Source organism: Paraburkholderia sp. GAS33 (assembly GCF_050436645.1).
GTDB lineage: Bacteria > Pseudomonadota > Gammaproteobacteria > Burkholderiales > Burkholderiaceae > Paraburkholderia > Paraburkholderia phenazinium_B.
This window is the reverse complement of the sequence record NZ_JBNDMP010000004.1, coordinates 63,828-84,628: the sequence shown is the minus strand read 5'-3', so window position 1 is coordinate 84,628 and position 20,801 is coordinate 63,828. Positions and strand designations below refer to the sequence as shown.

Below are 20,801 nucleotides of genomic sequence, written 5' to 3'. Positions count from 1 at the left end.
AATCAGCTTATCAGACGCTCTCTTAAGGTTCGCTGAGTGATCCTTCGAGGGTGTCGATGGTTCCCTAAGCACCCGGCGCAACCCGCCGCAGGCGCCAATCAGACAAGTCCGCGGGAGCGCGTAAGAATTCGCCGCTTCGCATTCGGATGCCCGATAGCCCACAGCCCGTGTAGTGCGGGCCAGCCCGACAGGCCCGAGCGGCCTGTTAATTACCCAGGATGAAGTGCCCGCCGTGAAACCGATTCTTAAATCCAACAAGCTGTTGAACGTCTGCTACGACATCCGCGGGCCCGTCCTCGAACATGCAAAGCGGCTCGAAGAAGAGGGCCACCGCATCATCAAGCTGAACATCGGCAATCTCGCGCCTTTCGGTTTCGATGCGCCTGACGAAATCATCCAGGACATGATCCTGAATCTGCCGGGCTCGTCAGGCTATTCCGACTCGAAAGGTGTGTTCGCCGCACGCAAGGCGATCATGCATTACACGCAGCAAAAGGGCGTGCACGGCGTCGAACTGGACGACATCTACATCGGCAACGGTGCGTCGGAGCTGATCGTGATGGCGCTGCAGGGGCTGCTCAACGACGGCGACGAAGTATTGCTGCCGGCGCCCGACTATCCGCTGTGGACCGCGGGCGTCAGCCTCGCGGGCGGTACGCCGGTGCATTACATCTGCGACGAATCGAACGGCTGGATGCCGGATCTCGACGATATCCGCGCGCGGATCACGCCGAATACGCGCGCGCTCGTGGTCATCAACCCGAACAACCCCACCGGCGCGCTGTACTCGGACGAACTGCTGCTCGGCCTGATCGAGATTGCGCGCACGCACGGACTCGTGATCTTCGCCGACGAGGTCTACGACAAGATCGTCTACGACGGCAAGCAGCACACCGCCATTGCGGCGCTGTCCGAAGACGTGCTGACGGTGACCTTCAACAGCCTCTCGAAGAGTTACCGGTCGTGCGGCTACCGCGCGGGCTGGATGTTTATTTCGGGGCTGACCGGCGAAAACCGTCGTCACGGGAAAGACTATTTCGAGGGACTTGGCATTCTCGCCTCGATGCGGCTGTGCCCGAACGTGCCCGGCCAGTATGCGATCCAGACGGCGCTCGGCGGCTACCAGAGCATCAACGACCTGATCGTGCCGAGCGGCCGCCTGTACAAACAGCGCCAACTCGCGTATGACATGCTGACGGCGATTCCCGGCGTGAGCTGCGTAAAGCCGGATGCGGCGCTGTATATGTTCCCGCGCCTCGACCCGAAGATGTATCCGATCGAAGACGACCAGCAGTTCATCCTGGAGCTGCTGCTGGCCGAACGGGTGCTGCTCGTGCAGGGCACGGGTTTCAACTGGAAGACGCCGGACCACTTCCGTGTCGTGTTTTTGCCGAATGTCGACGACCTGGCGGATTCGATCAACCGGATCGCCCGCTTCCTCGACGGCTACCGAAAACGTCACGCGGTCTGAAAAACGCCCGCCGTTCCCGATTGACGGCGCAACAGACCCGGACAACCGTTTCCCTTAATCCTTACTCGAAAACACACGCTGCATGGAACCGATCAAAGTTGGACTGCTGGGCTTCGGCACGGTAGGCAGCGGCACCTTCACGGTACTGCGCCGCAACCAGGAAGAAATCAAACGACGCGCCGGCCGCGGCATCGAGATTGCGCGCATTGCCGTGCGCAATCCGGCCAAGGCCACGGCGGCGCTCGGCGCCGAAGCCGGTACGGTTGAGATCACCGATAGCTTCGCCGCGGTGGTCGACGATCCGTCCATCGACATCGTCGCGGAAATGATCGGCGGCACGGGCATCGCGCGCGAGCTGGTGCTGCGCGCCATCGCCAATCGCAAGCATGTGGTGACGGCCAACAAGGCGCTGCTCGCCGTTCACGGCACGGAGATATTCGAAGCGGCCCACGCCAACGGCGTGATGGTGGCGTTCGAAGCGGCGGTGGCCGGTGGTATTCCGATCATCAAGGCGCTGCGCGAAGGGCTGACTGCGAACCGGATCCAGTACATCGCGGGCATCATCAACGGCACGACGAATTACATCCTGTCGGAGATGCGTGACCGCGGGCTCGACTTCGCGACCGCCTTGAAGGCCGCGCAGGAGCTGGGCTACGCCGAAGCCGATCCGACCTTCGATATCGAAGGCGTCGACGCCGCGCACAAGGCGACCATCATGAGCGCGATCGCGTTCGGTGTGCCGGTGCAGTTCGACAAGGCTTACGTCGAAGGTATCAGCAAGCTGGCGGCGATCGATATCAAGTACGCCGAAGAGCTCGGCTACCGTATCAAGCTGCTGGGCATCGCGCGCCGCACCGACAAGGGCATCGAACTGCGCGTACATCCGACGCTGATTCCCGAGAAACGCCTGCTGGCGAACGTGGAAGGCGCGATGAATGCGGTGGTCGTGCATGGCGACGCGGTCGGCACCACGCTGTACTACGGCAAGGGCGCGGGCGCCGAGCCGACGGCATCGGCGGTCGTGGCGGATCTGGTGGACGTGACCCGTCTGCATACCGCGGACCCGGAGCATCGCGTGCCGCATCTGGCGTTCCAGCCGGACAGCCTGTCGAACACGCCGATCCTGCCGATCGACGAAGTGACGAGCGGCTACTACCTGCGTCTGCGGGTGGCAGACGTGACCGGCGTGCTCGCCGATATCACGCGCATCCTCGCTGACACGGGTATCTCGATCGACGCGCTGCTGCAGAAGGAATCGGAGCAGGTCGACGCCAACGGCAAGGGCGAGACCGACATCATCCTGATCACGCACGAAACGGTTGAAAAACACGTCAACGCGGCGATCAGGAACATCGAGGCGCTGAAGACCGTTGTGTCGCAGGTGACCAAGCTGCGAATGGAAGCGCTGAACTAGGCCAGAGACTTGATATGAACTACCTTTCCACGCGCGGCGCCGGAGCCGGCGAGCGCCATACGTTTTCCGACATCCTGCTGGGCGGTCTCGCGAGAGACGGCGGCCTGTACCTGCCCGCGGAATATCCGCGGGTGTCGGCCGATGAACTTGCACGCTGGCGCACGCTGCCTTACGCGGATCTCGCCTTCGAGATTCTGTCGAAGTTCAGCGACGATATTCCCGCCGAAGATCTACGCACGCTCACGCGCCGCACCTACACGGCGGCGACGTACTGCAATGTCCGCGACGACGAAGGCGCTGCACAGATCACGCCGCTGAAAACGCTGGGTGTCGAGAACGGCGCGCCGCTGTCGTTGCTGGAGCTCTCGAACGGTCCGACGCTGGCGTTCAAGGACATGGCGATGCAGTTGATCGGCAACCTGTTCGAATACGCGCTGGAGAAGAACGGCGAGACGCTGAACATCCTCGGCGCGACTTCGGGGGACACCGGCAGCGCAGCCGAATACGCGATGCGCGGCAAGAAGGGAATCCGCGTGTTCATGTTGTCGCCGCACCAGAAGATGAGCGCATTCCAGACAGCGCAGATGTACAGCCTGCAGGATCCGAACATTTTCAACCTTGCCGTGGAAGGCAATTTCGACGACTGTCAGGATATCGTCAAGGCCGTTTCGAACGATCACACATTCAAGGCGAAGTACAAGATCGGCACGGTCAATTCGATCAACTGGGCGCGTGTGGTGGCTCAGGTCGTCTACTACTTCAAGGGCTATTTCGCCGCGACCAGGTCGAACGACGAGCGGGTCTCGTTCACGGTGCCGTCCGGCAATTTCGGCAACGTCTGTGCGGGCCACATTGCGCGGATGATGGGGCTGCCCATCGAAAAGCTGGTGGTCGCGACTAACGAGAACGACGTGCTCGACGAGTTCTTCCGCACCGGCATCTACCGCGTGCGCAAGGCGGCCGAGACGTATCACACCAGCAGCCCGAGCATGGACATCTCGAAGGCGTCGAATTTCGAGCGCTTCGTGTTCGACCTGCTAGGCCGCGATCCGGCTCGCGTGTTGCAGCTGTTCCGCGATGTCGAAGAGAAGGGCGGTTTCGATCTGGCGGCGAGCGGCGATTTCGCGCGGGTGCAGGAGTTCGGCTTCGTGTCGGGCCGCAGCAGCCATGCTGACCGCGTGGATGCGATTCGCGACGTGTTCGAACGCTACGACACGATGATCGACACCCATACGGCCGATGGCCTGAAGGTGGCGCGCGAACATCTGCAGCCGGGCATCCCGATGATCGTGCTGGAGACGGCGCAGCCGATCAAGTTCGGCGAGACGATCCGCGAAGCGCTGCTGCGCGAACCGGAGCGCCCGGCGGCGTTTTCGGGGCTCGAGTCGTTGCCGCAGCGCTTTGAAGTGCTGCCTGCGGATGTGCAGCGCGTGAAGGACTTTGTGGTCGCACATACGGGCGCCTGAAGAGCGCCTGAGGGACCATGCGCCCGGTCTACAGTGCGCCATGTTATGGCGCACTGTTGTCTCCCCGTCGGTTCCCGCAGACCGCTACAATATTCCTTTCGGTTCTGCGGGCCTTCCCCTCGATGTCCACGCCCACCTCTCCCACGTCCTCTGCGCCGCGTGCCCCGATGCTGTCCACTTCCGACGCCCTCGCGACGCTGCTGGGCGCCGCTAGCGCCGTTGCCGGTGCGGAAACGCTGCCGACGTTCGATGCGCTAAACCGCGTGCTGGCCGCCGACGTGGTTTCGCCACTCGACGTGCCGCCGATGAACACCAGCGCGATGGACGGTTACGCGGTGCGGATCGCCGATCTGATCCAGGGCGAGCGCCGTCTGCCGGTCTCGCAGCGCATTCCGGCAGGCCACGCGCCGCAGCCACTTGCAGCCGGCACGGCGGCGCGCATTTTCACCGGCGCGACGGTGCCGCCGGGCGCCGATGCGATCGTCATCCAGGAGCAGACGGAATTGGCGGGCGACACGGTGACGATCCTCCATCTGCCGAAGGCGGGCGAGTGGATCACGGCGCAGGGGGCGGACATCCGCAGCGGTTCGGTGATCCTGCCGGCCGGCACGCGTCTGACTCCGCAGGCCTTGGGGCTGGCCGCGTCGGTTGGCTGCGCGGAGCTGTCCGTGATGCGGCGCGTCAAGGTCGCGGTGTTCTTCACCGGCGATGAACTGACGATGCCCGGCGAGCCGCTCAAACCTGGCGCCATCTATAACTCGAATCGCTACACGTTGCGCGGACTGCTCGAAAAGCTCGGCTGCGAAGTGACTGACTACGGCATCGTGCCGGACCAGCTCGATGCGACCCGAGCAACCCTGCGCGAAGCGGCCCAGGGGCACGACCTGATTCTGACCAGCGGCGGGGTTTCGGTGGGGGAGGAAGACCACGTGAAGCCTGCCGTCGAGGCGGAAGGGCGGCTTTCCATGTGGCAGATCGCCATGAAGCCCGGCAAGCCGCTCGCGTTTGGCGCGGTACGGCGCGCGGAGGGCGAGACGTTCTTCATTGGCTTGCCCGGCAATCCGGTGTCGACTTTCGTCACCTTCCTGCTGTTCGTGCGACCGTTCGTCCTGCGCCTGTCCGGCGTGCGCGTCGTGACGCCACGAGCGCTTTCGCTGCGAGCCGACTTCACGCAGTCCAAAGCCGACCGGCGCAACGAATTCCTGCGTGCGCGGATCAATCCCGCTGGCGGCCTCGATCTGTTTCCGAACCAGAGTTCGGCCGTGCTGACTTCCACGGTATGGGGCGACGGGCTGATCGACAATCCGCCCAATCACGTTATCAGCGCCGGCGAGACCGTGCACTTCATTCCCTTTTCCGAACTGTTGAACTGACGCCGGCAGCAGACGGCGGCGACCCCCGATGAAGATCGATCTGAAATATTTTGCCAGCGTGCGCGAAGCGCTCGGTACCGCCGACGAGACGGTGGATGTGCCCGACAGCATTGCCACGGTGGGCGACGTGCGGGCGTGGCTGCGCGTGCGCGGCGGCATCTGGGCGGACACGCTCGCCGAGGGCCGCGCGCTGCGCATGGCCTGCAACCACGTGATGACCGACCCCGGCACCCGGCTTACCGAGGGCTGCGAGGTAGCGTTCTTTCCGCCCGTGACGGGCGGCTGAGGAAAAGGCGATGACGGTTCGCGTCCAGACAGAAGACTTCGACCTCAGCACCGAGGTAGCCGCCTTGCGTGCGCAAAATCCGAAGATCGGCGCAGTGGCCTGCTTCGTCGGGACGGTGCGCGATCTGAACGACGGCAGCGCGGTCGAAACGATGGAGCTCGAACACTATCCGGGCATGACGGAGAAGTCGCTGGCGGCGATCGTCGAGGCGGCGCGCGGGCGCTGGCCGGGTATCGAGGTGCTGATCATCCACCGCGTGGGCAAGCTGGTCCCGCTCGACCAGATCGTGCTGGTGGCAACCACCGCGGCGCATCGTGGCGACGCATTCGCGTCTTGCGAATTCGTGATGGATTATCTGAAGACCGAAGCGCCGTTCTGGAAGAAGGAAAAGACCGAGCAGGGCGAACGCTGGGTCGACGCCCGCGTGACCGACGACGCTGCACTCGCGCGCTGGGGCCACGTCCCGGTTAATACGAAGTCCGAATGACGCGCTGGCGCGGGGCAACCCGCTCGAGCAACGCCTGTTGCTCGGCAGGGATCTTGTAGTCCCACCCGAAACGGCTCAACTGCAGGCTTTGCGCGATCCGCAATGCCGGTTCCATGAAGCGGATCGCCGCAGCGGGTTCGTAGCGCGTCTCCACGGTATCGAGGAACAGATAGAGCCAGTGGCTGAAATGCCGGGGCTCGATGCCGGGCAGCGGCTGGTGCGCCTGCTGCACATTGCCGCGATACTGCTTCGCCCCGAGCACGAGGCTTGCCCAGAAGGTGCACATCTTCGGCAAATGCTCATCCCAGCGTCCTGCGAGTTTCTGCTCGAAAACCGGGCCGAGCAACGCATCGGCGCGCACCCTGTCATAAAACGCGTAGACGAGTTCGCGGATATTGGCGTCAGTGGGTTCCGCGTGTCGCGGCGCGGCGGACGCCGCGTCTAAAGTTGGGTTCATGCTGTGACCACGGAAAAGCGACGATGCAATGAGTAAGGCGAGAAATCCTCCCGCGTCATTGCATTAATCAGAAAAACAACGCTAGCCGCAAACGATACCATTCAGAATGACACAGTTTTACCGGCCACCGGCGCAATAACATGCGCAGCTCCCGCATGTTATTGCGATGCGTCGGGACCGGCAACCCTTGCGTCGACACGGTTTTTCCAGAGGATCGCGCTCGTCGCTCATCGTGACTTTGCCCTTATGAGACTGACCGACTATACGGACTACTCGCTACGCGTCCTGCTGTATCTCGCGGTGCGCAGCGAAGGATTGTCGACGATCCAGGATATCTCGGATGCGTACGGCATTTCGAAAAACCATTTGATGAAGGTCGTCCAGCGGCTCGGCGAGCTCGGTTGGGTCGAGACGGTGCGTGGCCGTAACGGCGGCTTGCGGTTGTTCGAGCACTCGGGCTCGGTGACGGTCGGTGAAGTGGTGCGGGCGACCGAGAGCGATTTTGCGCTGGTCGGCTGCTTCCCCGACGAGAAGGGTAGCCACCGGCATTGCGTGATCGAGTCTCAGTGCCGGCTTAAAGGTGTGCTCGAGGTGGCGCGGCACGCCTTTCTATCTGCGCTGGATAGCCATACGATTGGTGAACTGGCCGAGCCCGCGGGACCGATGGCGGCGTTGCTCGGCATGCGGCCCATCATCCCCATTGCGCTGGCAGCGCCTGGCGACAACAAGGCTGGTCCGGCCGATTGAGCAGACCGGAGCGCTTGTGCGTCTCAATTGTTAAATAGTTGCCGCCGAGTGCAAAAAAGCGCTTGAAACCCGCAGAAAACGCCTCATTTTGGTGATATTCGAAAATTGGAGGTCTCTTGATGAGAGTCGACAAGCTCACCACTAAATTCCAGGAAGCGTTGGCGGATGCGCAGAGTCTGGCCGTCGGCCGTGACAATCAGTACATCGAGCCCGTCCACCTGCTCGCGGCACTCGTCGCGCAACAGGACGGCTCGGCGCGTTCGCTGCTATCGCGCGCTGGAGTGCATGTTCAGGCGCTGCAAACGGCCCTGAACGAGGCCATCACGCGTCTGCCGCAAGTGCAGGGCACCGATGGCAACGTCCAGATCGGCCGTGATCTGACCGGCCTGCTGAACCAGGCCGATAAAGAAGCACAGAAGCTCAACGACACGTTTATTGCGAGCGAAATGTTCCTGCTCGCGGTTGCCGACGACAAGGGCGAGGCTGGGCGTCTCGCGCGCCAGCACGGTTTGTCGCGCAAATCGCTCGAAGCGGCGATTGCCGCCGTGCGCGGCGGCTCGCAAGTGCATAGCCAGGACGCCGAAAGCCAGCGCGAAGCGCTGAAGAAATACACCGTCGATCTGACCGAGCGTGCGCGCGCGGGCAAGCTTGACCCCGTGATTGGCCGTGACGACGAAATTCGCCGCTCGATCCAGATCCTGCAACGCCGCACCAAGAACAACCCAGTGCTGATCGGCGAGCCGGGCGTCGGCAAAACGGCCATCGTCGAAGGGCTCGCGCAACGCATCGTCAACGGCGAAGTGCCGGAGACGCTCAAGGGCAAGCGCGTGCTCTCGCTCGATATGGCGGCACTGCTGGCCGGCGCCAAGTATCGCGGCGAGTTCGAAGAGCGCCTGAAAGCCGTGCTGAACGATATCGCGAAGGACGAAGGGCAGACCATCGTCTTTATCGACGAAATCCACACTATGGTTGGCGCGGGCAAGGCCGAAGGTGCGATGGATGCGGGCAATATGCTCAAGCCGGCTTTGTCGCGCGGCGAGCTGCATTGCGTCGGCGCCACGACGCTCGACGAGTATCGCAAGTACATCGAAAAGGACGCGGCGCTCGAACGCCGGTTCCAGAAGGTGCTGGTCGACGAGCCTTCGGTCGAGGCGACCATCGCCATCCTGCGCGGTTTGCAGGAGAAGTACGAACTGCACCACGGCGTGGATATCACCGACCCGGCGATCGTCGCGGCGGCGGAACTGTCGCATCGCTACATCACGGACCGTTTCCTGCCGGACAAGGCCATCGATCTGATCGACGAGGCTGCCTCGAAGATCAAGATGGAAATCGATTCGAAGCCCGAAGAAATGGACCGGCTCGACCGCCGCCTGATCCAGTTGAAGATCGAACGCGAAGCCGTCAAGAAGGAAAAGGACGAAGCCTCGCAGAAGCGCCTGCAGTTGATCGAGGAAGAAATCGAGCGGCTGAACCGCGAATATTCGGACCTCGAAGAAATCTGGACCGCTGAGAAAGCGGCGGTGCAGGGTAGTGCGCAGCTGAAGGAAGAGATCGAGAAGACTCGTGCGGAAATCGTCCGGCTGCAACGCGAAGGCAAGCTTGAGAAGGTCGCCGAGCTGCAGTACGGCAAGCTGCCGGGGCTCGAAGCGCAACTGAAGGAAGTCACGAAGGCTGAAGCGAAGGAGCAGAACAATCCGACGCGGCCGCGTCTGTTGCGCACGCAAGTGGGTGCTGAGGAAATCGCCGAAGTGGTGTCCCGTGCGACTGGCATTCCAGTTTCGCGGATGATGCAGGGCGAGCGCGAAAAGCTGTTGCAGATCGAAGAAAAACTGCACGACCGTGTGGTCGGGCAAGACGAAGCGATCTCGGCCGTCGCGGATGCGATCCGTCGTTCGCGTGCGGGCTTGTCCGATCCGAATCGCCCGTACGGCTCGTTCCTGTTCCTCGGCCCGACGGGCGTGGGCAAGACCGAACTGTGCAAGGCGCTGGCGTCGTTCCTGTTCGATTCGGAAGATCATCTGATCCGTATCGACATGAGCGAGTTCATGGAGAAGCACAGCGTCGCGCGGTTGATCGGCGCGCCGCCGGGTTACGTCGGCTATGAGGAAGGCGGTTACCTGACCGAAGCGGTGCGTCGCAAGCCGTACAGCGTGATCCTGCTCGACGAGATCGAGAAGGCTCACCCGGACGTGTTCAACGTGCTACTGCAGGTGCTCGACGACGGTCGGATGACGGACGGTCAAGGGCGTACCGTGGACTTCAAGAACACGGTGATCGTGATGACGTCGAACCTCGGCTCGCAGGTGATCCAGTCGATGGTCGGCGAACCGCAGGAAGCGATCAAGGATGCGGTGTGGGAAGAAGTGAAGCTGCATTTCCGCCCGGAATTCCTGAACCGGATCGACGATGTCGTCGTGTTCCATGCGCTCGACCGCTCGAATATCCAGTCGATCGCGAAGATCCAGTTGCAGCGGCTGCATGACCGGCTCGCGAAGCTCGATATGCAACTGGTGGTGTCGGACGAGGCGCTGGAATTGATCGGCAAGGTCGGCTACGACCCGCTGTTCGGTGCGCGGCCGTTGAAGCGCGCGATCCAGCAGGAGATCGAGAACCCGGTCGCGAAGCTGATTCTGGCCGGCAAGTTCGGCCCGAAGGATGTGATTCCGGTCGAGGTGGAGAACGGCAAGCTGGCGTTCGACCGCGTCGTGCATTAAGTGGCTTCGAGTCACACGCGTTGCGTCTGCGGCGCGTGTGAAGCCGGTGGCACATCTGATATGCGTGATGCGTTCGCAGGTCAGTCACAATTGAACTGACGCTTACGGGCGAAGCAAAAAGGGCAACGAATTTCGATTCGTTGCCCTTTTTATTTTCCGCACCGCGTTTCGATCAGCGGGTGGAGGCTGATGTGCGATGCGCCCAGATGCAGCGCGTTAGACGTTACGCGTTGCCCTTGCCGAACAGCGACTCCAGACCGCCGAGTGCGCCGAGCACGCTGGTTGCGTTCAGTTGGCCTTCCGCGGGAACTTCACCGGTGGGCGTCGCTGCATTGACGACGTGCGGCAGAACCTGCGACAGCAGTCCCGCGATCTGGTCGGGTTGCACGCCGGCCTTGGCTGCAAGGTTGGTGACGGTATCCGAGCCGAGGACGCTATGCAGCGCGTCTGCCGAGATCGGCTGATTTTCGCCGTTGCTGATCCACGAGCTAATGATGTCGCCGGCACCTTTGTCCTTGAACTGCTGGATCAGGCCGTTCAGGCCGCCCGGCTGGTTGTTGACGAATTCAAGCGCGGTGCTGATCAGGGCTTGCTGGCTGCCGCCGCCTTGCGGCGACTGGCCGAACACGGAACCGAGGGTATCGAGTAGGCTCATGACGGTCTCTCTTGAATGCCGGCGTTCTTTCGAGACGCCGACGGGTGAAAACGCCGCGCGGTTGCGCGGCACCAGGTGTAGATGAGACGGGCTTTCGTGACGAGGCTAGAAGTGTTCAGGCGCATTGCACAGTACGCCTGACCATCTGGCGACGATCACGTGCCCGATGCTGCGGCGGCCGATGCGGCCTTGCTCTTCTTGGCCTTCTTCTTCGACGCTTTGCTGCCCGATGCGTCTGCCGGCGCGCTTGCAGCGGCTGCGGCGGGAGCGGAGGCGGCGGCTGCGTCAGATGCTGCGGTCTTGCTCTTTTTCTTCTTCGATGCCTTGCCGCCGGATGCTGCTGCGGGGGCGTTCGCTGTTGCGGCGGCGGGTGCTGCTGTGGTCGTAGCGGCCGTGGTGGCCGGGGCGGTTGCGGGTGGCGCCTTTGTTGCCGGTGTGCTCGTGTTCGTGTTCGCGGTGTTCGCGCTGCCCGCTTTTGCGGAGGCCTTCGCGCCGGTCGGCGGCGTCGCGGAGCCGTTAATCGTCAGGCCAGCTGTTTCGAGGTTGGTCACCGACTTGGTGCCAAGACCTTTGACGCGAGAGGCGAGATCGTCCGCATCCTTGAACGGGCCGTTCTTGGTGCGTTCGTCGATGATCGCTTTTGCATGGACGGGACCGATGCCCTTTACCGTTTCAAGCGTGGCCTGATCGGCGGAATTGACTTCGACCGCGGCGGCGGCGAAACCGGCTGACAGCGACAGGGCCAGGACGACGCACAGCATGAGCAGCTTCTTCAGCATGGCAGGCACTCCATTGAGGGCAAAAAAGTTAGCCGGGAACGGACGGCGCATTCAGTCAGCAGGCGCTGCGCTTAAGCATAGGATAAACCGTGCACCCTTTTTACTAAAAGCCGACGATTTATACCGATCGATTCGTGACAAGTAAATCACTCGGACAATATTTAAACTATTCGCCTATTGCGTAGGCGGATGTGATGGTATCGATGTGTGAGCGGCGGCCGTGGCGGTGTCGGCGCGTTGGGCGGCGTTGGCGCCGTTTCCCGTTCCAGTGCCAGTGGCATTGCCCGTGTGTTTGCTGGCGCGTGTGCCTGTGCTTTCGCCCGGGACCGCCCCGCGAACCACAGCTCCGCGCACTTCGAAGCGCACCGAATCGGCGACGCTGCCGTCGACATTGAGCAGTTCCAGCAGATGACGCCCAGGCCAGGGCAGCCACGGCACACGCGGGGCGTGTCCGAGCGTCTTGCCGTCGAGCCGCCAGGTGCTGAGCGTCGCGGCGCCGCTGGCACGCTCGAAGGCGATCCGCTGGCGCGCCGCAGGAATGTCGGGGTCGAGCGCGAAGATCGTGTCGTCGGCGGGCGAGCCGATCCGCACTGCACCGCGCGTCGACACGCGTAGTGCGGCTGCATTCGCGTCGGCGGCGAGTCCGACCGTCGGGGTTTCGGTGCCGCGGACAAACCAGTCGTCGCGCGCAGGTTCTACGTTGTTTTCAAACGTGACGTGCGTCTCGATCACGCCTGCTGGCAGGGCAGGCGGCGTGCTCGGCAAACGCCGGTGCAGATAGCCGACAATCGCGGCCCACACGGGCGCCGCGCCCGTCACACCGGAGACATCCCACATCGGTGTGCCGTCTGCATTGCCGACCCACACGCCCACCGTATAGCGTGAGGTAAAGCCTACCGTCCAGTTATCGCGCATATCTTTGCTGGTGCCGGTTTTCACGGCAGAGAAAAAGCGCGTGGCGAGCGGGCTGTCGAAACCGAAAGTGCGGGTGCGTGCGTTGTTATCCGACAGCACGGTAGTGACGATAAAACTCGCGTCGGCGCTAAATACGCGCTGTGTGGGCTCTATTCCGCCATCGCGTGGCGTGGACGGACGGTGCGGGAGATCGGCCGTAGGCCCGGCAACGCCGCCGTTCGCCAACGCCCGGTAGGCGTTGGTCAGCGCCAGCAGGGTGACGTCGGCGCTGCCGAGAGCGAGGCTGTAACCGTAGTAGTCGCCGCTTTGCGTGAGCGGCAGACCGAGCGCAGTAAGCGTCTTCGCAAAACGATGCGGCGTCACCATCACCAGCGTGCGCACGGCCGGCACGTTTAGCGAGGAGCCAAGGGCCGTGCGCACGCTGACCCAACCCTTGAAATCCTTGTCGTAATTCTGCGGGATATACAGGCCGCCGCCGGCGGCGAGATCGAGCGGTGCGTCATCGAGCAGGGAGGCCGTGGTGAGCCGCCGTTCGTCGATGGCCTGCGCATACAGGAACGGCTTGAGCGTCGAACCGGCCTGGCGCAGCGCGAGCACGGCATCCACGTCGCGAGCGCCGGACAGTGCACCCGACGAGCCGACCCACGCCAGCACCTCGCCCGTGGCGTTGTCGAGCACGACCACGGCGCCGTCCTGCACGTTGCGCGGATGCGCGCGGGCGTTCAGTTCGATCAGCGTTCGCGTCAGCGTGTCGCGGGCAAAGCGTTGCAGGTTCGCGTCGAGCGTGGACGTGACGCGCGTGCCAGCGACCGGATGCGCCTCGGCTGCTACGCGGCGCGCAAAGTGCGGTGCAAGCGTATCGCTATCGGGCGTGATGGAGAGGGTCGCGGGAGCAGGGCGTGCAAATGCCAGTTGCACAAAACTGCCGAGATTCGCGCATTGGCTGGCCGCTTGCATGTCGCGCAGGATCCGGCAGGCGCGTTCGCTGACCTTCGCGTAGGGGGCATTCGGCGCGCGGATCAGCGCGGCGGCCACGGCCGCTTCGCGCTCGTTGAGCCCGGAGGGCGCCTTGCCGAATAGCGTCATCGAAATGGCCGACAAGCCAATCGTCTCGCCACGAAACGGCACCAGATTCAGATAGGCCTCGAGGATCTGGTCCTTGCGCCAGGTGCGCTCGAGCCATAGCGCGTTGACGGCTTGCCCGGCTTTCTGGGTGATGGAACGTTGTCCTGAACGTTGTGGGTCGTCGTCGAGCAGGCCGGTCAATTGCATCGTCACGGTCGAGGCGCCGCGCGTGCGGGTGTTCCACAGGTTAGCCCAAGCTGCGCCAGCCGCGCCGCGCCAGTCGACGCCGCTGTGCTCGTAGAAGCGTTTGTCTTCGGAGACGACGATCGCCTCGCGCAGCGCGGGCGAGACATCGGCGAGCGCGACCCAGTCGCCGCGGCGTTCCGTGTTGTCGATGCGCGTGCGCTCCAGCGGCTGGCCGTCGCGCGCGAGCAGCACCCAGTCCGAGCTGTGCCAGCGGGTGTGGACTTCGTTGAACGAAGGGAGGGCGAAGGCTGTGAGCGAGGCGGTGGACAGACTGATGCAAAGCGTGATGCGGGCGAGCGGCAGCGACGCACGTGAAACGCGATTGCGAGCGTGGGTGCACCACGCGGCGAGTGTACGCATCGTTGCGCCTGCCGCGCCAACTACATCGCGTATGCCATGCCGCCGCCGGCGCACGCTTTGCGCGTGGCGGCGGGTGCTGGACAGTGTGTAGTGGCAGTAGCTCATTGCTTCGGTTCACGCCGCGATCTCAGCGTACCTCACCTGGACGCCGCAGCGGCGGTGCCGGTGCCGGCTGCGGGCACCACCACGAACGGCGCATTCGGCAACGCACCGAACGTCGACGGTGCGTACAGCGCTTCGACCCGCGTCGGCGGCAGACCGAACGTGCCGACGTTGTTGAGCCGCACCGTGTACTCCACTGAGAGTTTGCCCTTCGGCAAGTAATCGTAGTACGCCCGGTAACCGTCGAAGCCACGTTCGATAAACGCGGGCCACGTCTGTTGATCGGCGTTGGCTGCGCTGTTTTCTCCCTGGGTTGCTGCCTCCGAATCGCGTCCGAGGCCCGAGCCGAGGATCGTTGCGCCAGCCGGCACCGGATCGTTGACGACCACCCAGGTCATGTCGGTCTGCGCGTCGATGTCGAGATGCACGCGCACCACGTCGCCTCGTGTGTAGACGCCTTTGACCGCAGGGTCGATCGGTGTGATCGTCTTTGTGATGCGATAGCCGGCCGCGAAGGGAGCTTTTAGCAGCACTGCGGCGAGGCTTTCGATAGTCGCCCACGGTTTGCCGGTGCCGTCGTGCGTCAGCGTCAAGGGCGATGCTGTGCCCTGGTTCGCGGGCGGCCATGGCAGAAGCTGGCTGTGGGTGTCCTTCGTTTGCGTGATAGGTGTGGCGTGTATAGCGGGCGTCGCAGATGTCGCGGACGTAGTCGATCCTGCTGACGTCACGGCATTTGTCGCACTCGCTGGTGTGACTGCCGTGGCCGGGAGCGCGCTCGCGACCGCACCCGCACTCCACGAAACCGACTTGTCGAGCGCGCCGAGTTGCACCCGCGTCTGTCCAGTCACCGGTGTGCTCTCGAACACCTGCGAGAACCGTTCGACCGCGAGTGACCCCCACACGTTGGACGTCGTCGTCTCCCACGCACCGTTGCGTTGCAGCGCGAGCAAACCGGCGACGAGGCGCGGCATCTCGTCTTTCCACGCAGGCGAATCGACAAACGTCAGCGCGGTGCGGGCCGCGTTGTCTTCGGTGCTGGTCATGAGCCACCACAGGTCGTCGTTCGCCTCGGTCGAGAACGTGAGGCGTGTGCCTTGATACGTCAGTCGTGCGCGCAGGATCTGTTCGAGTTGCGCGAGCTTGTCGTCGCGTTGAGGAATGCCCGGGACACGCGACAGGATCGCGTAGTAATCGAGCACCGCCGAGGTCGGCCACTGGTTCGGCGCAATCTCGATCGACTCGAGCATGCCCGGCTGTGCCATCCCGAACCGCGACAGAGCTTCGAGTGCTTCGAGCTTGCGTAGGTCGAGATCCTTGCGCGGCGCCCAGATATCGCGCTGGATCTTGCCTTCCACAAAACTCACGAGGCCCGCTTCGAGTTTGCTGCGCAGATCGTCGGGCAGTGTGAAGCGCGGATCGAGCTTCGCCGTTTCGTCGCTGACGGCGAGCAGATACGCAGACAGCGTCGTACTGCCGTGGTTGCCGCTGTCGTCGCTCGGCGGGAAGTAGTTGGCGAGGCCGTCGCGGTCGAGATAGACCGGCATTTTCGCGATCACTGCCTGCCATTGAGCCGGATCACGCAGACCGATGGCGCGCGAAGTCTGCTGCTCGAGGCAGTTGTACGGATAGCGCTCGAAAAAGCGCCGCACGCCGGGCAGGCCATCGGAGAGCTTCGACTGCAGCGATACTTCGATGCCGCCGCGAATTGCGCCGGCCTGGGTCGTGCTCGCATCGGGCGGCGCGGCCACCGGTAACGACAACGTGCCGTCGACTTGCGCAAGCGTCGCCTGCTGGACTGTCACAGGCACGGGCGCGGTGACATGCTGCGCGATCTTCAGCGCATCGCTGGCATGCGGGCCGCCTTGCTCGGCCGCCGCCACGTTCCACGTGAGCGCGCCGGACGGGGTATCGGCGAGGCCATAGGGCGTCGTGACTGTCCATGCGATCTCTTGCGCCGAATCCGCGGCGAGATCCACCGTTTGCGCGGCGAGCGTCAGGCCCGGCACGTTCGGCGTGACGACCACTTTCATCGCGCGGGCCGTCGTATTGCGAACGGTGAACTGCGCGCGGAACTGATCGCCTTCGCGTACGAGCGGTGGCAGACCCGAGATCAGTTGCAGATCCTGAGTGCTGCGAATCGATGTGCTGCCGGTGCCGAACGTGCCCGGACCGACCGCCGCGATCGCGACGATCCGGAAGCTCGTCAGCGAATCGTTGAGCGGCACATCGAGCGACGCATCGCCGTTCGCGTCGAGCGTGACGCGCGGGTTCCACAGCAGCAGCGTATCGAACAGTTCGCGGGTCGAGCTATGGCCACCACCGCCGCCCGCTGGCACCGCCTTACGCCCGAAGTGACGGCGCCCGACGATTTCCATCTGCGCGGTCGACGTCTCCACGCCGTAGGCGCGCCGCTCAAGCATTGCATCGAGCACGTCCCAGCTCTGGTTTGGCATCAGTTCGAGCAGGGCTTCGTCGACAGCGGCCACGGCGATTTGCGTTCCCGCGGGCGCAGGCTTGCCGCCCGGCATTTGCACATGCAGCTTGATATGCGCCTTGCCACGCACGGTGTAGGATTTCGCATCCGGGGTAACCGTCACGGCGAGCTTGTGCGCCGCCGTGCCCACCTTGATTTCGGCCATACCGTAGCGGAAGGCCGGCTTGGACAGATCGACGAGTGGCGTCGGCGCTTCGTATTGACGTCCCTCGTACCAGAACGCGCGCGCCCATTCGAGCGGCGCCTTCCAGCCCCACGTGAAGAACGAATACCACGGTACTTCGTGAATCCGTCCACGCAATGCGAGCACCGACACATAGACGTTCGGCCCCCACGCGTCGTTCACCTTGAGCTCGACGGTCGGATCCTTGCCGTCCAGTTGAACCACATGCGTCTCGAGGATGCCTTCGCGTTCCACCGCGACCAGCGCGGTAGCGAAGCGGAACGGCATGCGCACCTGGAAGCGCGCGGTGTCGCCCGGTTCATAGGAGTTCTTCTCAGGCAGCACGTCGATGCGATCGGTGTTCTCGCCGCCGAACCACAACTCGTCTTCGCGCGTGACCCACACCGAACTGCTTGCCGTCGATACGTTGCCGTCGCCGTCTTTGGCCGTGACGACGAGGTCGATGTTGCCTGCATCGCGCAGTTTCGCGTCGCAGGTCAGCAGGCCGTGGTCGTCGCTCTTGCCGCTGCATAGCGAACCGAGATCCTTCGCCTCGGTATGGTTGTCGTAGGCGTAGAAGCCGCCGACCATGCGCTTTCTCGACGTGGTCGTGATGCGCGCGTAGCCGTGCACGTCGAGCGCCACGCCGGCGCGCGGCTTGCCTTGCAGGTCAACGGCAAGCGCCTTGACCGGTACGGTGTTGCCAACCGAAACCCATTGCCCTGACTTGATGCCGGCAACCACTGCGGCGGGCCACAGTGTCGCGCCGCCGGAAAGCGTCTGCACTTCGCCGTTCGGATCGGCAAACGTCGCTTCGAGTGCGAGGCGTTTGGGCGCGTCGACGTGCGGCAGATTCTTCAGCGTCAGGCCACCGGAGCCGTTGCGATCGAGCGTGAGCGCTTCCTTGTCGGCGATCAGCTTGGCGCCGTCGTCGGCGGGTTGCTGTGTGTCACTGTTTTCGTCGTTGGCGTCCGAGGTGTCGTCGCCGGTTTGCGGTGTGTAGGGCGTGAAGCTGAAGTCAGGGAAATTGTCAGTGAAGTCGGGTGTCGTGTTCTTGAGCAAGGCTGACACCTGCACCGGCAGATTCGATGCAGCGCCACCCGAAACGTAGTCGATCTGCACGGCAAGCGGGGCCTGTTTCGCGGCAACCAGCGGATGCGTTTTTTCGTCACGCACGGCAACCGTGCCTTTGAATACCGGCAAGCGGAATTCCTCGACACGGAAGCTGCCGGACTCGTAGCTCATCTGCGGTGCGGCGCCGCTGTCGTCGCTATTGTCTGCGTTATCGCCGGCGTCGCTATCGTCACTTGCGTCATTGCTTCCGCTACCGCTGTTACCGCTCGCGGCTCCAGTGGAAGCCTTCGCGTTCGGATCGCCGTCGTCGAGCGTGACACTGTATTCGCCCAGTTTCGCTGCCACCGGGATCGTGAAGGTCGAATCCGCGCTGTGGTCGGCCGCCCATTTGAGCGGCAGATGATAGGTCTGGCCGCTGCCGAGATGGCGAATCGTCACCCGCGTCGGATACTTCTGCGGATAAGCGAAACCATGCAACGTCTCGACGCGGATCAGATGCTTCATCGACACTGTCTCACCAGCGCGCAACAGCGTCCGATCGAAGACCGTATGCGCACGGACGGTCTGCTCGATGCTGGTGTCGGTCGGCACGTTGAAGCGCCAGGACTCGATGCCGCGATTCCAGTCCGAGCGCACGAACGCCATATCGGGGCCGGTCTTCGGGTCGTCGACGCGCGCCGAGACGAAGAAGCCTTCGAAGCTCTTTTCGCCGCATTCCTTGAGCGCAGCAAGCGGTTTGTCGATGGTCAGCACGCCGTGCGCGTCGGTCTTGCCATCGGCGAGCGGGGCGCCGTTGCAGTCGCTCACCTGGATGGTGGCATTCGGCACCGGTTGACCCTTGTCGAGCGAGGTCACCCACACCACGCTGTTCTCACGCCCCTGCTTGAAGTGCACGCCGAGGTTGGTGACGAGCACGGCAGTGCGCACGTACATCGGCGCTTTTCTGCTCAACAGCGAAGCGCCGAGCGCAGGCGAGGCCAGTTCGATCACGTAGAAGCCTGGCTCCGTCACCGGCACGCCGACGACTTCGAATGGCCTCAGCGCCTTCGGGTCTTCCTTGGGCAGCGCGAGCGTCTCCACGCCGCGCTGTCCCGCGAGCAGCGACAGCGAACGGATGTCGATCTGGGGGTCTTTCTTGTCGTCGTCGCTGGACTCATCCGGCGAGCGCGGCACGTACACCGGGTTCTTCACGTGCTGCAGCAGTCCGGGCATCAGCGAGTCGATGTTCGAACGGTTCATCGAGTAGCCGTCGAACTGGTCGACAAGGCGCATCCAGTGTCGGATATCGGTGTCCGCGTCGACGCGCAGTTTGGTGAATTGCGCGTTGCCGGCATTGAGACCTGCCACGTGCAGATCCGCTTCGACGTTGCGCAGCGTCACGGGCACGAGCGCGGGCATGTCCGGTTCAGCGAAGCGTTCGATGATGCCGAAGGTCCCCGACGAGAACTTGGCGAGCGGCGGCATCGGCGCCGTGGTGGTCTTGAGCGGGAACATGTCCGCGTTGGTGAGCACGCGGCCGCTGACGTCTTTCAGGTTTGCCGGGACGTCGATCGTGAGTTCTGCGTGCTCGGGTAGCGGCGCCGCAAAGTCGACAGTCGTCGTTTCGGAATCCTTGTCGTCAGGTTTGAAGGTCGGCGAGATCGTACCGCCGGGTCCCTTGAGCGTGAGCTTTTCGGCGTCGGCGCGGCTGATCGGCGCGTTGAAGCGCACTTCCACCGGACGCAGCGGTGTACACGGCGCCTTGGCGTTTTCACGCTCACACGAAAAGCTGGCGGCGAACGGGTCGCGTACGGTGTAGTCGAAACGACGCTCGACGTCATTGGCGATCCCGCTCGGGCTCGCCACGCCGGCTCCATACACCAGTTGCATCTTGGCGGAGGAGGGCAGCGTCTGCTGACACTGAAGCGTCAAGATGCGTGCCGCATCTTTCTTCAGGTGAAAGTGTTTGAGCAGAGCGGCACGTGCCGCGTCGTCGAGGTTCTTGACGGGGATACGGTTACCGAGGCCGCTCGATTCGCACCACACGTGGTCGTGCACCGACGCAGCCGTAGCCGGCCCGTTGAGCGTCAGGACGAACGCCTGATCTTCTTCGATCTCGCCGGAGTCCGGACGCATGTCCTGCACGAATGGACCGCCGGTTTCAAACGCGTAGCGATGCGGGCCGGTGATGGCGTGGCCGGCAACGGACTTCAGTCCGTCGTTGAGATCGACCTTGCAGCTCACACCCGGTGGCAGGTCGGCGGCGAAGTCCCATGCCCAGGTTTTTTCGTCGATCCAGCGGGCCTGGCCGTTGCTCGCGGCGGCGTCGTTACAATGCACCTGCGCGGGAGCGGGGGCCGTGGCCGAACCGAACGCGATCATTGCTTCGTCGAACTTGACGACGATCTGTCTGACCTGCGTCACCTTGCCTTGCGGTGAGACGCTGGTGATGCGCGCTGCATCGGCTCGCCATGTGGATGCGCTTAGCAGGCCGAGCGCTGCTACCGTTGCCCACATCCACTTCCGTCTGAGGGTGCCGCTTCGCATCGAC

General features: G+C 63.5%; 13 protein-coding genes. 8 read left to right on the top strand and 5 right to left on the bottom strand.

Annotated features, from left to right (window positions below; translation table 11 throughout):
* Positions 1-223 precede the first annotated feature (223 nt).
* The 6 genes from P3T24_RS14020 (at position 224) to moaE (ending at position 6,497) form a co-directional block, all read left to right on the top strand.
* A complete protein-coding gene (locus P3T24_RS14020; protein ID WP_074264838.1) occupies positions 224-1,471 on the top strand; it encodes a pyridoxal phosphate-dependent aminotransferase in 1,248 nt (415 codons plus the stop codon).
* An 82-nt stretch (positions 1,472-1,553) separates the two neighbouring features.
* Positions 1,554-2,885 carry a homoserine dehydrogenase gene (locus P3T24_RS14015; protein ID WP_429435427.1) on the top strand — a complete coding sequence of 444 codons (1,332 nt, stop codon included), beginning with the start codon at positions 1,554-1,556 and terminating at the stop codon, positions 2,883-2,885.
* 14 nt (positions 2,886-2,899) lie between these two features.
* On the top strand, positions 2,900-4,351 hold the full coding sequence (gene thrC / locus P3T24_RS14010; RefSeq protein WP_429435424.1) for a threonine synthase: 1,452 nt from the start codon (positions 2,900-2,902) through the stop codon (positions 4,349-4,351).
* 167 nt (positions 4,352-4,518) lie between these two features.
* Complete coding sequence (locus P3T24_RS14005) at positions 4,519-5,724, top strand: molybdopterin molybdotransferase MoeA (protein WP_429435421.1); 1,206 nt, start codon at positions 4,519-4,521, stop codon at positions 5,722-5,724.
* Positions 5,725-5,752: 28 nt separating this feature from the next.
* The gene (moaD, locus tag P3T24_RS14000; RefSeq protein WP_074264834.1) at positions 5,753-6,010 is read left to right on the top strand and encodes a molybdopterin converting factor subunit 1; all 258 of its coding nucleotides are present in this window, start codon (positions 5,753-5,755) and stop codon (positions 6,008-6,010) included.
* A gap of 10 nt (positions 6,011-6,020) precedes the next feature.
* Entirely contained in the window at positions 6,021-6,497 is a 477-nt protein-coding gene (gene moaE, locus P3T24_RS13995; protein ID WP_429435418.1) for a molybdopterin synthase catalytic subunit MoaE, read from the top strand.
* On the opposite strand, the gene P3T24_RS13990 is transcribed toward moaE, so the two are convergent.
* Positions 6,478-6,954, bottom strand: coding sequence for a group III truncated hemoglobin (locus P3T24_RS13990; RefSeq protein WP_429288473.1), 477 nt, complete (start codon positions 6,952-6,954; stop codon positions 6,478-6,480). The genes moaE and P3T24_RS13990 overlap by 20 nt on opposite strands.
* 246 nt (positions 6,955-7,200) lie before the next feature.
* Between P3T24_RS13990 and P3T24_RS13985 the strand changes: the two genes are divergently transcribed.
* Together P3T24_RS13985 and clpB are read left to right on the top strand one after the other, a co-directional pair.
* Positions 7,201-7,701 (top strand): Rrf2 family transcriptional regulator, encoded by a 501-nt coding sequence (locus tag P3T24_RS13985; protein WP_074264832.1) that lies wholly within the window; start codon positions 7,201-7,203, stop codon positions 7,699-7,701.
* A 119-nt stretch (positions 7,702-7,820) separates the two neighbouring features.
* The gene (gene clpB, locus P3T24_RS13980) at positions 7,821-10,418 is read left to right on the top strand and encodes an ATP-dependent chaperone ClpB (RefSeq protein ID WP_429288472.1); all 2,598 of its coding nucleotides are present in this window, start codon (positions 7,821-7,823) and stop codon (positions 10,416-10,418) included.
* A gap of 223 nt (positions 10,419-10,641) precedes the next feature.
* On the opposite strand, the gene P3T24_RS13975 is transcribed toward clpB, so the two are convergent.
* From P3T24_RS13975 to P3T24_RS13960, 4 genes are all read right to left on the bottom strand, one after another.
* Positions 10,642-11,073 carry a YidB family protein gene (locus tag P3T24_RS13975; RefSeq protein WP_429407288.1) on the bottom strand — a complete coding sequence of 144 codons (432 nt, stop codon included), beginning with the start codon at positions 11,071-11,073 and terminating at the stop codon, positions 10,642-10,644.
* 155 nt (positions 11,074-11,228) lie between these two features.
* A complete protein-coding gene (locus P3T24_RS13970; protein ID WP_429435415.1) occupies positions 11,229-11,852 on the bottom strand; it encodes a ComEA family DNA-binding protein in 624 nt (207 codons plus the stop codon).
* Between the two features lie 174 nt (positions 11,853-12,026).
* Positions 12,027-14,438, bottom strand: a complete 2,412-nt coding sequence (pbpC, locus tag P3T24_RS13965; protein ID WP_429435412.1) for a penicillin-binding protein 1C — start codon at positions 14,436-14,438, stop codon at positions 12,027-12,029.
* Positions 14,439-14,575: 137 nt separating this feature from the next.
* A complete protein-coding gene (locus tag P3T24_RS13960; protein ID WP_429435409.1) occupies positions 14,576-20,797 on the bottom strand; it encodes an alpha-2-macroglobulin family protein in 6,222 nt (2,073 codons plus the stop codon).
* Positions 20,798-20,801 lie beyond the last annotated feature (4 nt).

Coding starts and splice junctions, on each gene's coding strand:
- P3T24_RS14015 (WP_429435427.1), top strand. CDS start 1,554: ATGGAACCGATCAAAGTTGGACTGCTGGGCTTCGGCACGGTAGGCAGC.
- thrC (WP_429435424.1), top strand. CDS start 2,900: ATGAACTACCTTTCCACGCGCGGCGCCGGAGCCGGCGAGCGCCATACG.
- P3T24_RS14005 (WP_429435421.1), top strand. CDS start 4,519: ATGCTGTCCACTTCCGACGCCCTCGCGACGCTGCTGGGCGCCGCTAGC.
- moaD (WP_074264834.1), top strand. CDS start 5,753: ATGAAGATCGATCTGAAATATTTTGCCAGCGTGCGCGAAGCGCTCGGT.
- moaE (WP_429435418.1), top strand. CDS start 6,021: ATGACGGTTCGCGTCCAGACAGAAGACTTCGACCTCAGCACCGAGGTA.
- P3T24_RS13990 (WP_429288473.1), bottom strand. CDS start 6,954: ATGAACCCAACTTTAGACGCGGCGTCCGCCGCGCCGCGACACGCGGAA.
- P3T24_RS13985 (WP_074264832.1), top strand. CDS start 7,201: ATGAGACTGACCGACTATACGGACTACTCGCTACGCGTCCTGCTGTAT.
- clpB (WP_429288472.1), top strand. CDS start 7,821: ATGAGAGTCGACAAGCTCACCACTAAATTCCAGGAAGCGTTGGCGGAT.
- P3T24_RS13975 (WP_429407288.1), bottom strand. CDS start 11,073: ATGAGCCTACTCGATACCCTCGGTTCCGTGTTCGGCCAGTCGCCGCAA.
- P3T24_RS13970 (WP_429435415.1), bottom strand. CDS start 11,852: ATGCTGAAGAAGCTGCTCATGCTGTGCGTCGTCCTGGCCCTGTCGCTG.
- pbpC (WP_429435412.1), bottom strand. CDS start 14,438: ATGCGTACACTCGCCGCGTGGTGCACCCACGCTCGCAATCGCGTTTCA.
- P3T24_RS13960 (WP_429435409.1), bottom strand. CDS start 20,797: ATGCGAAGCGGCACCCTCAGACGGAAGTGGATGTGGGCAACGGTAGCA.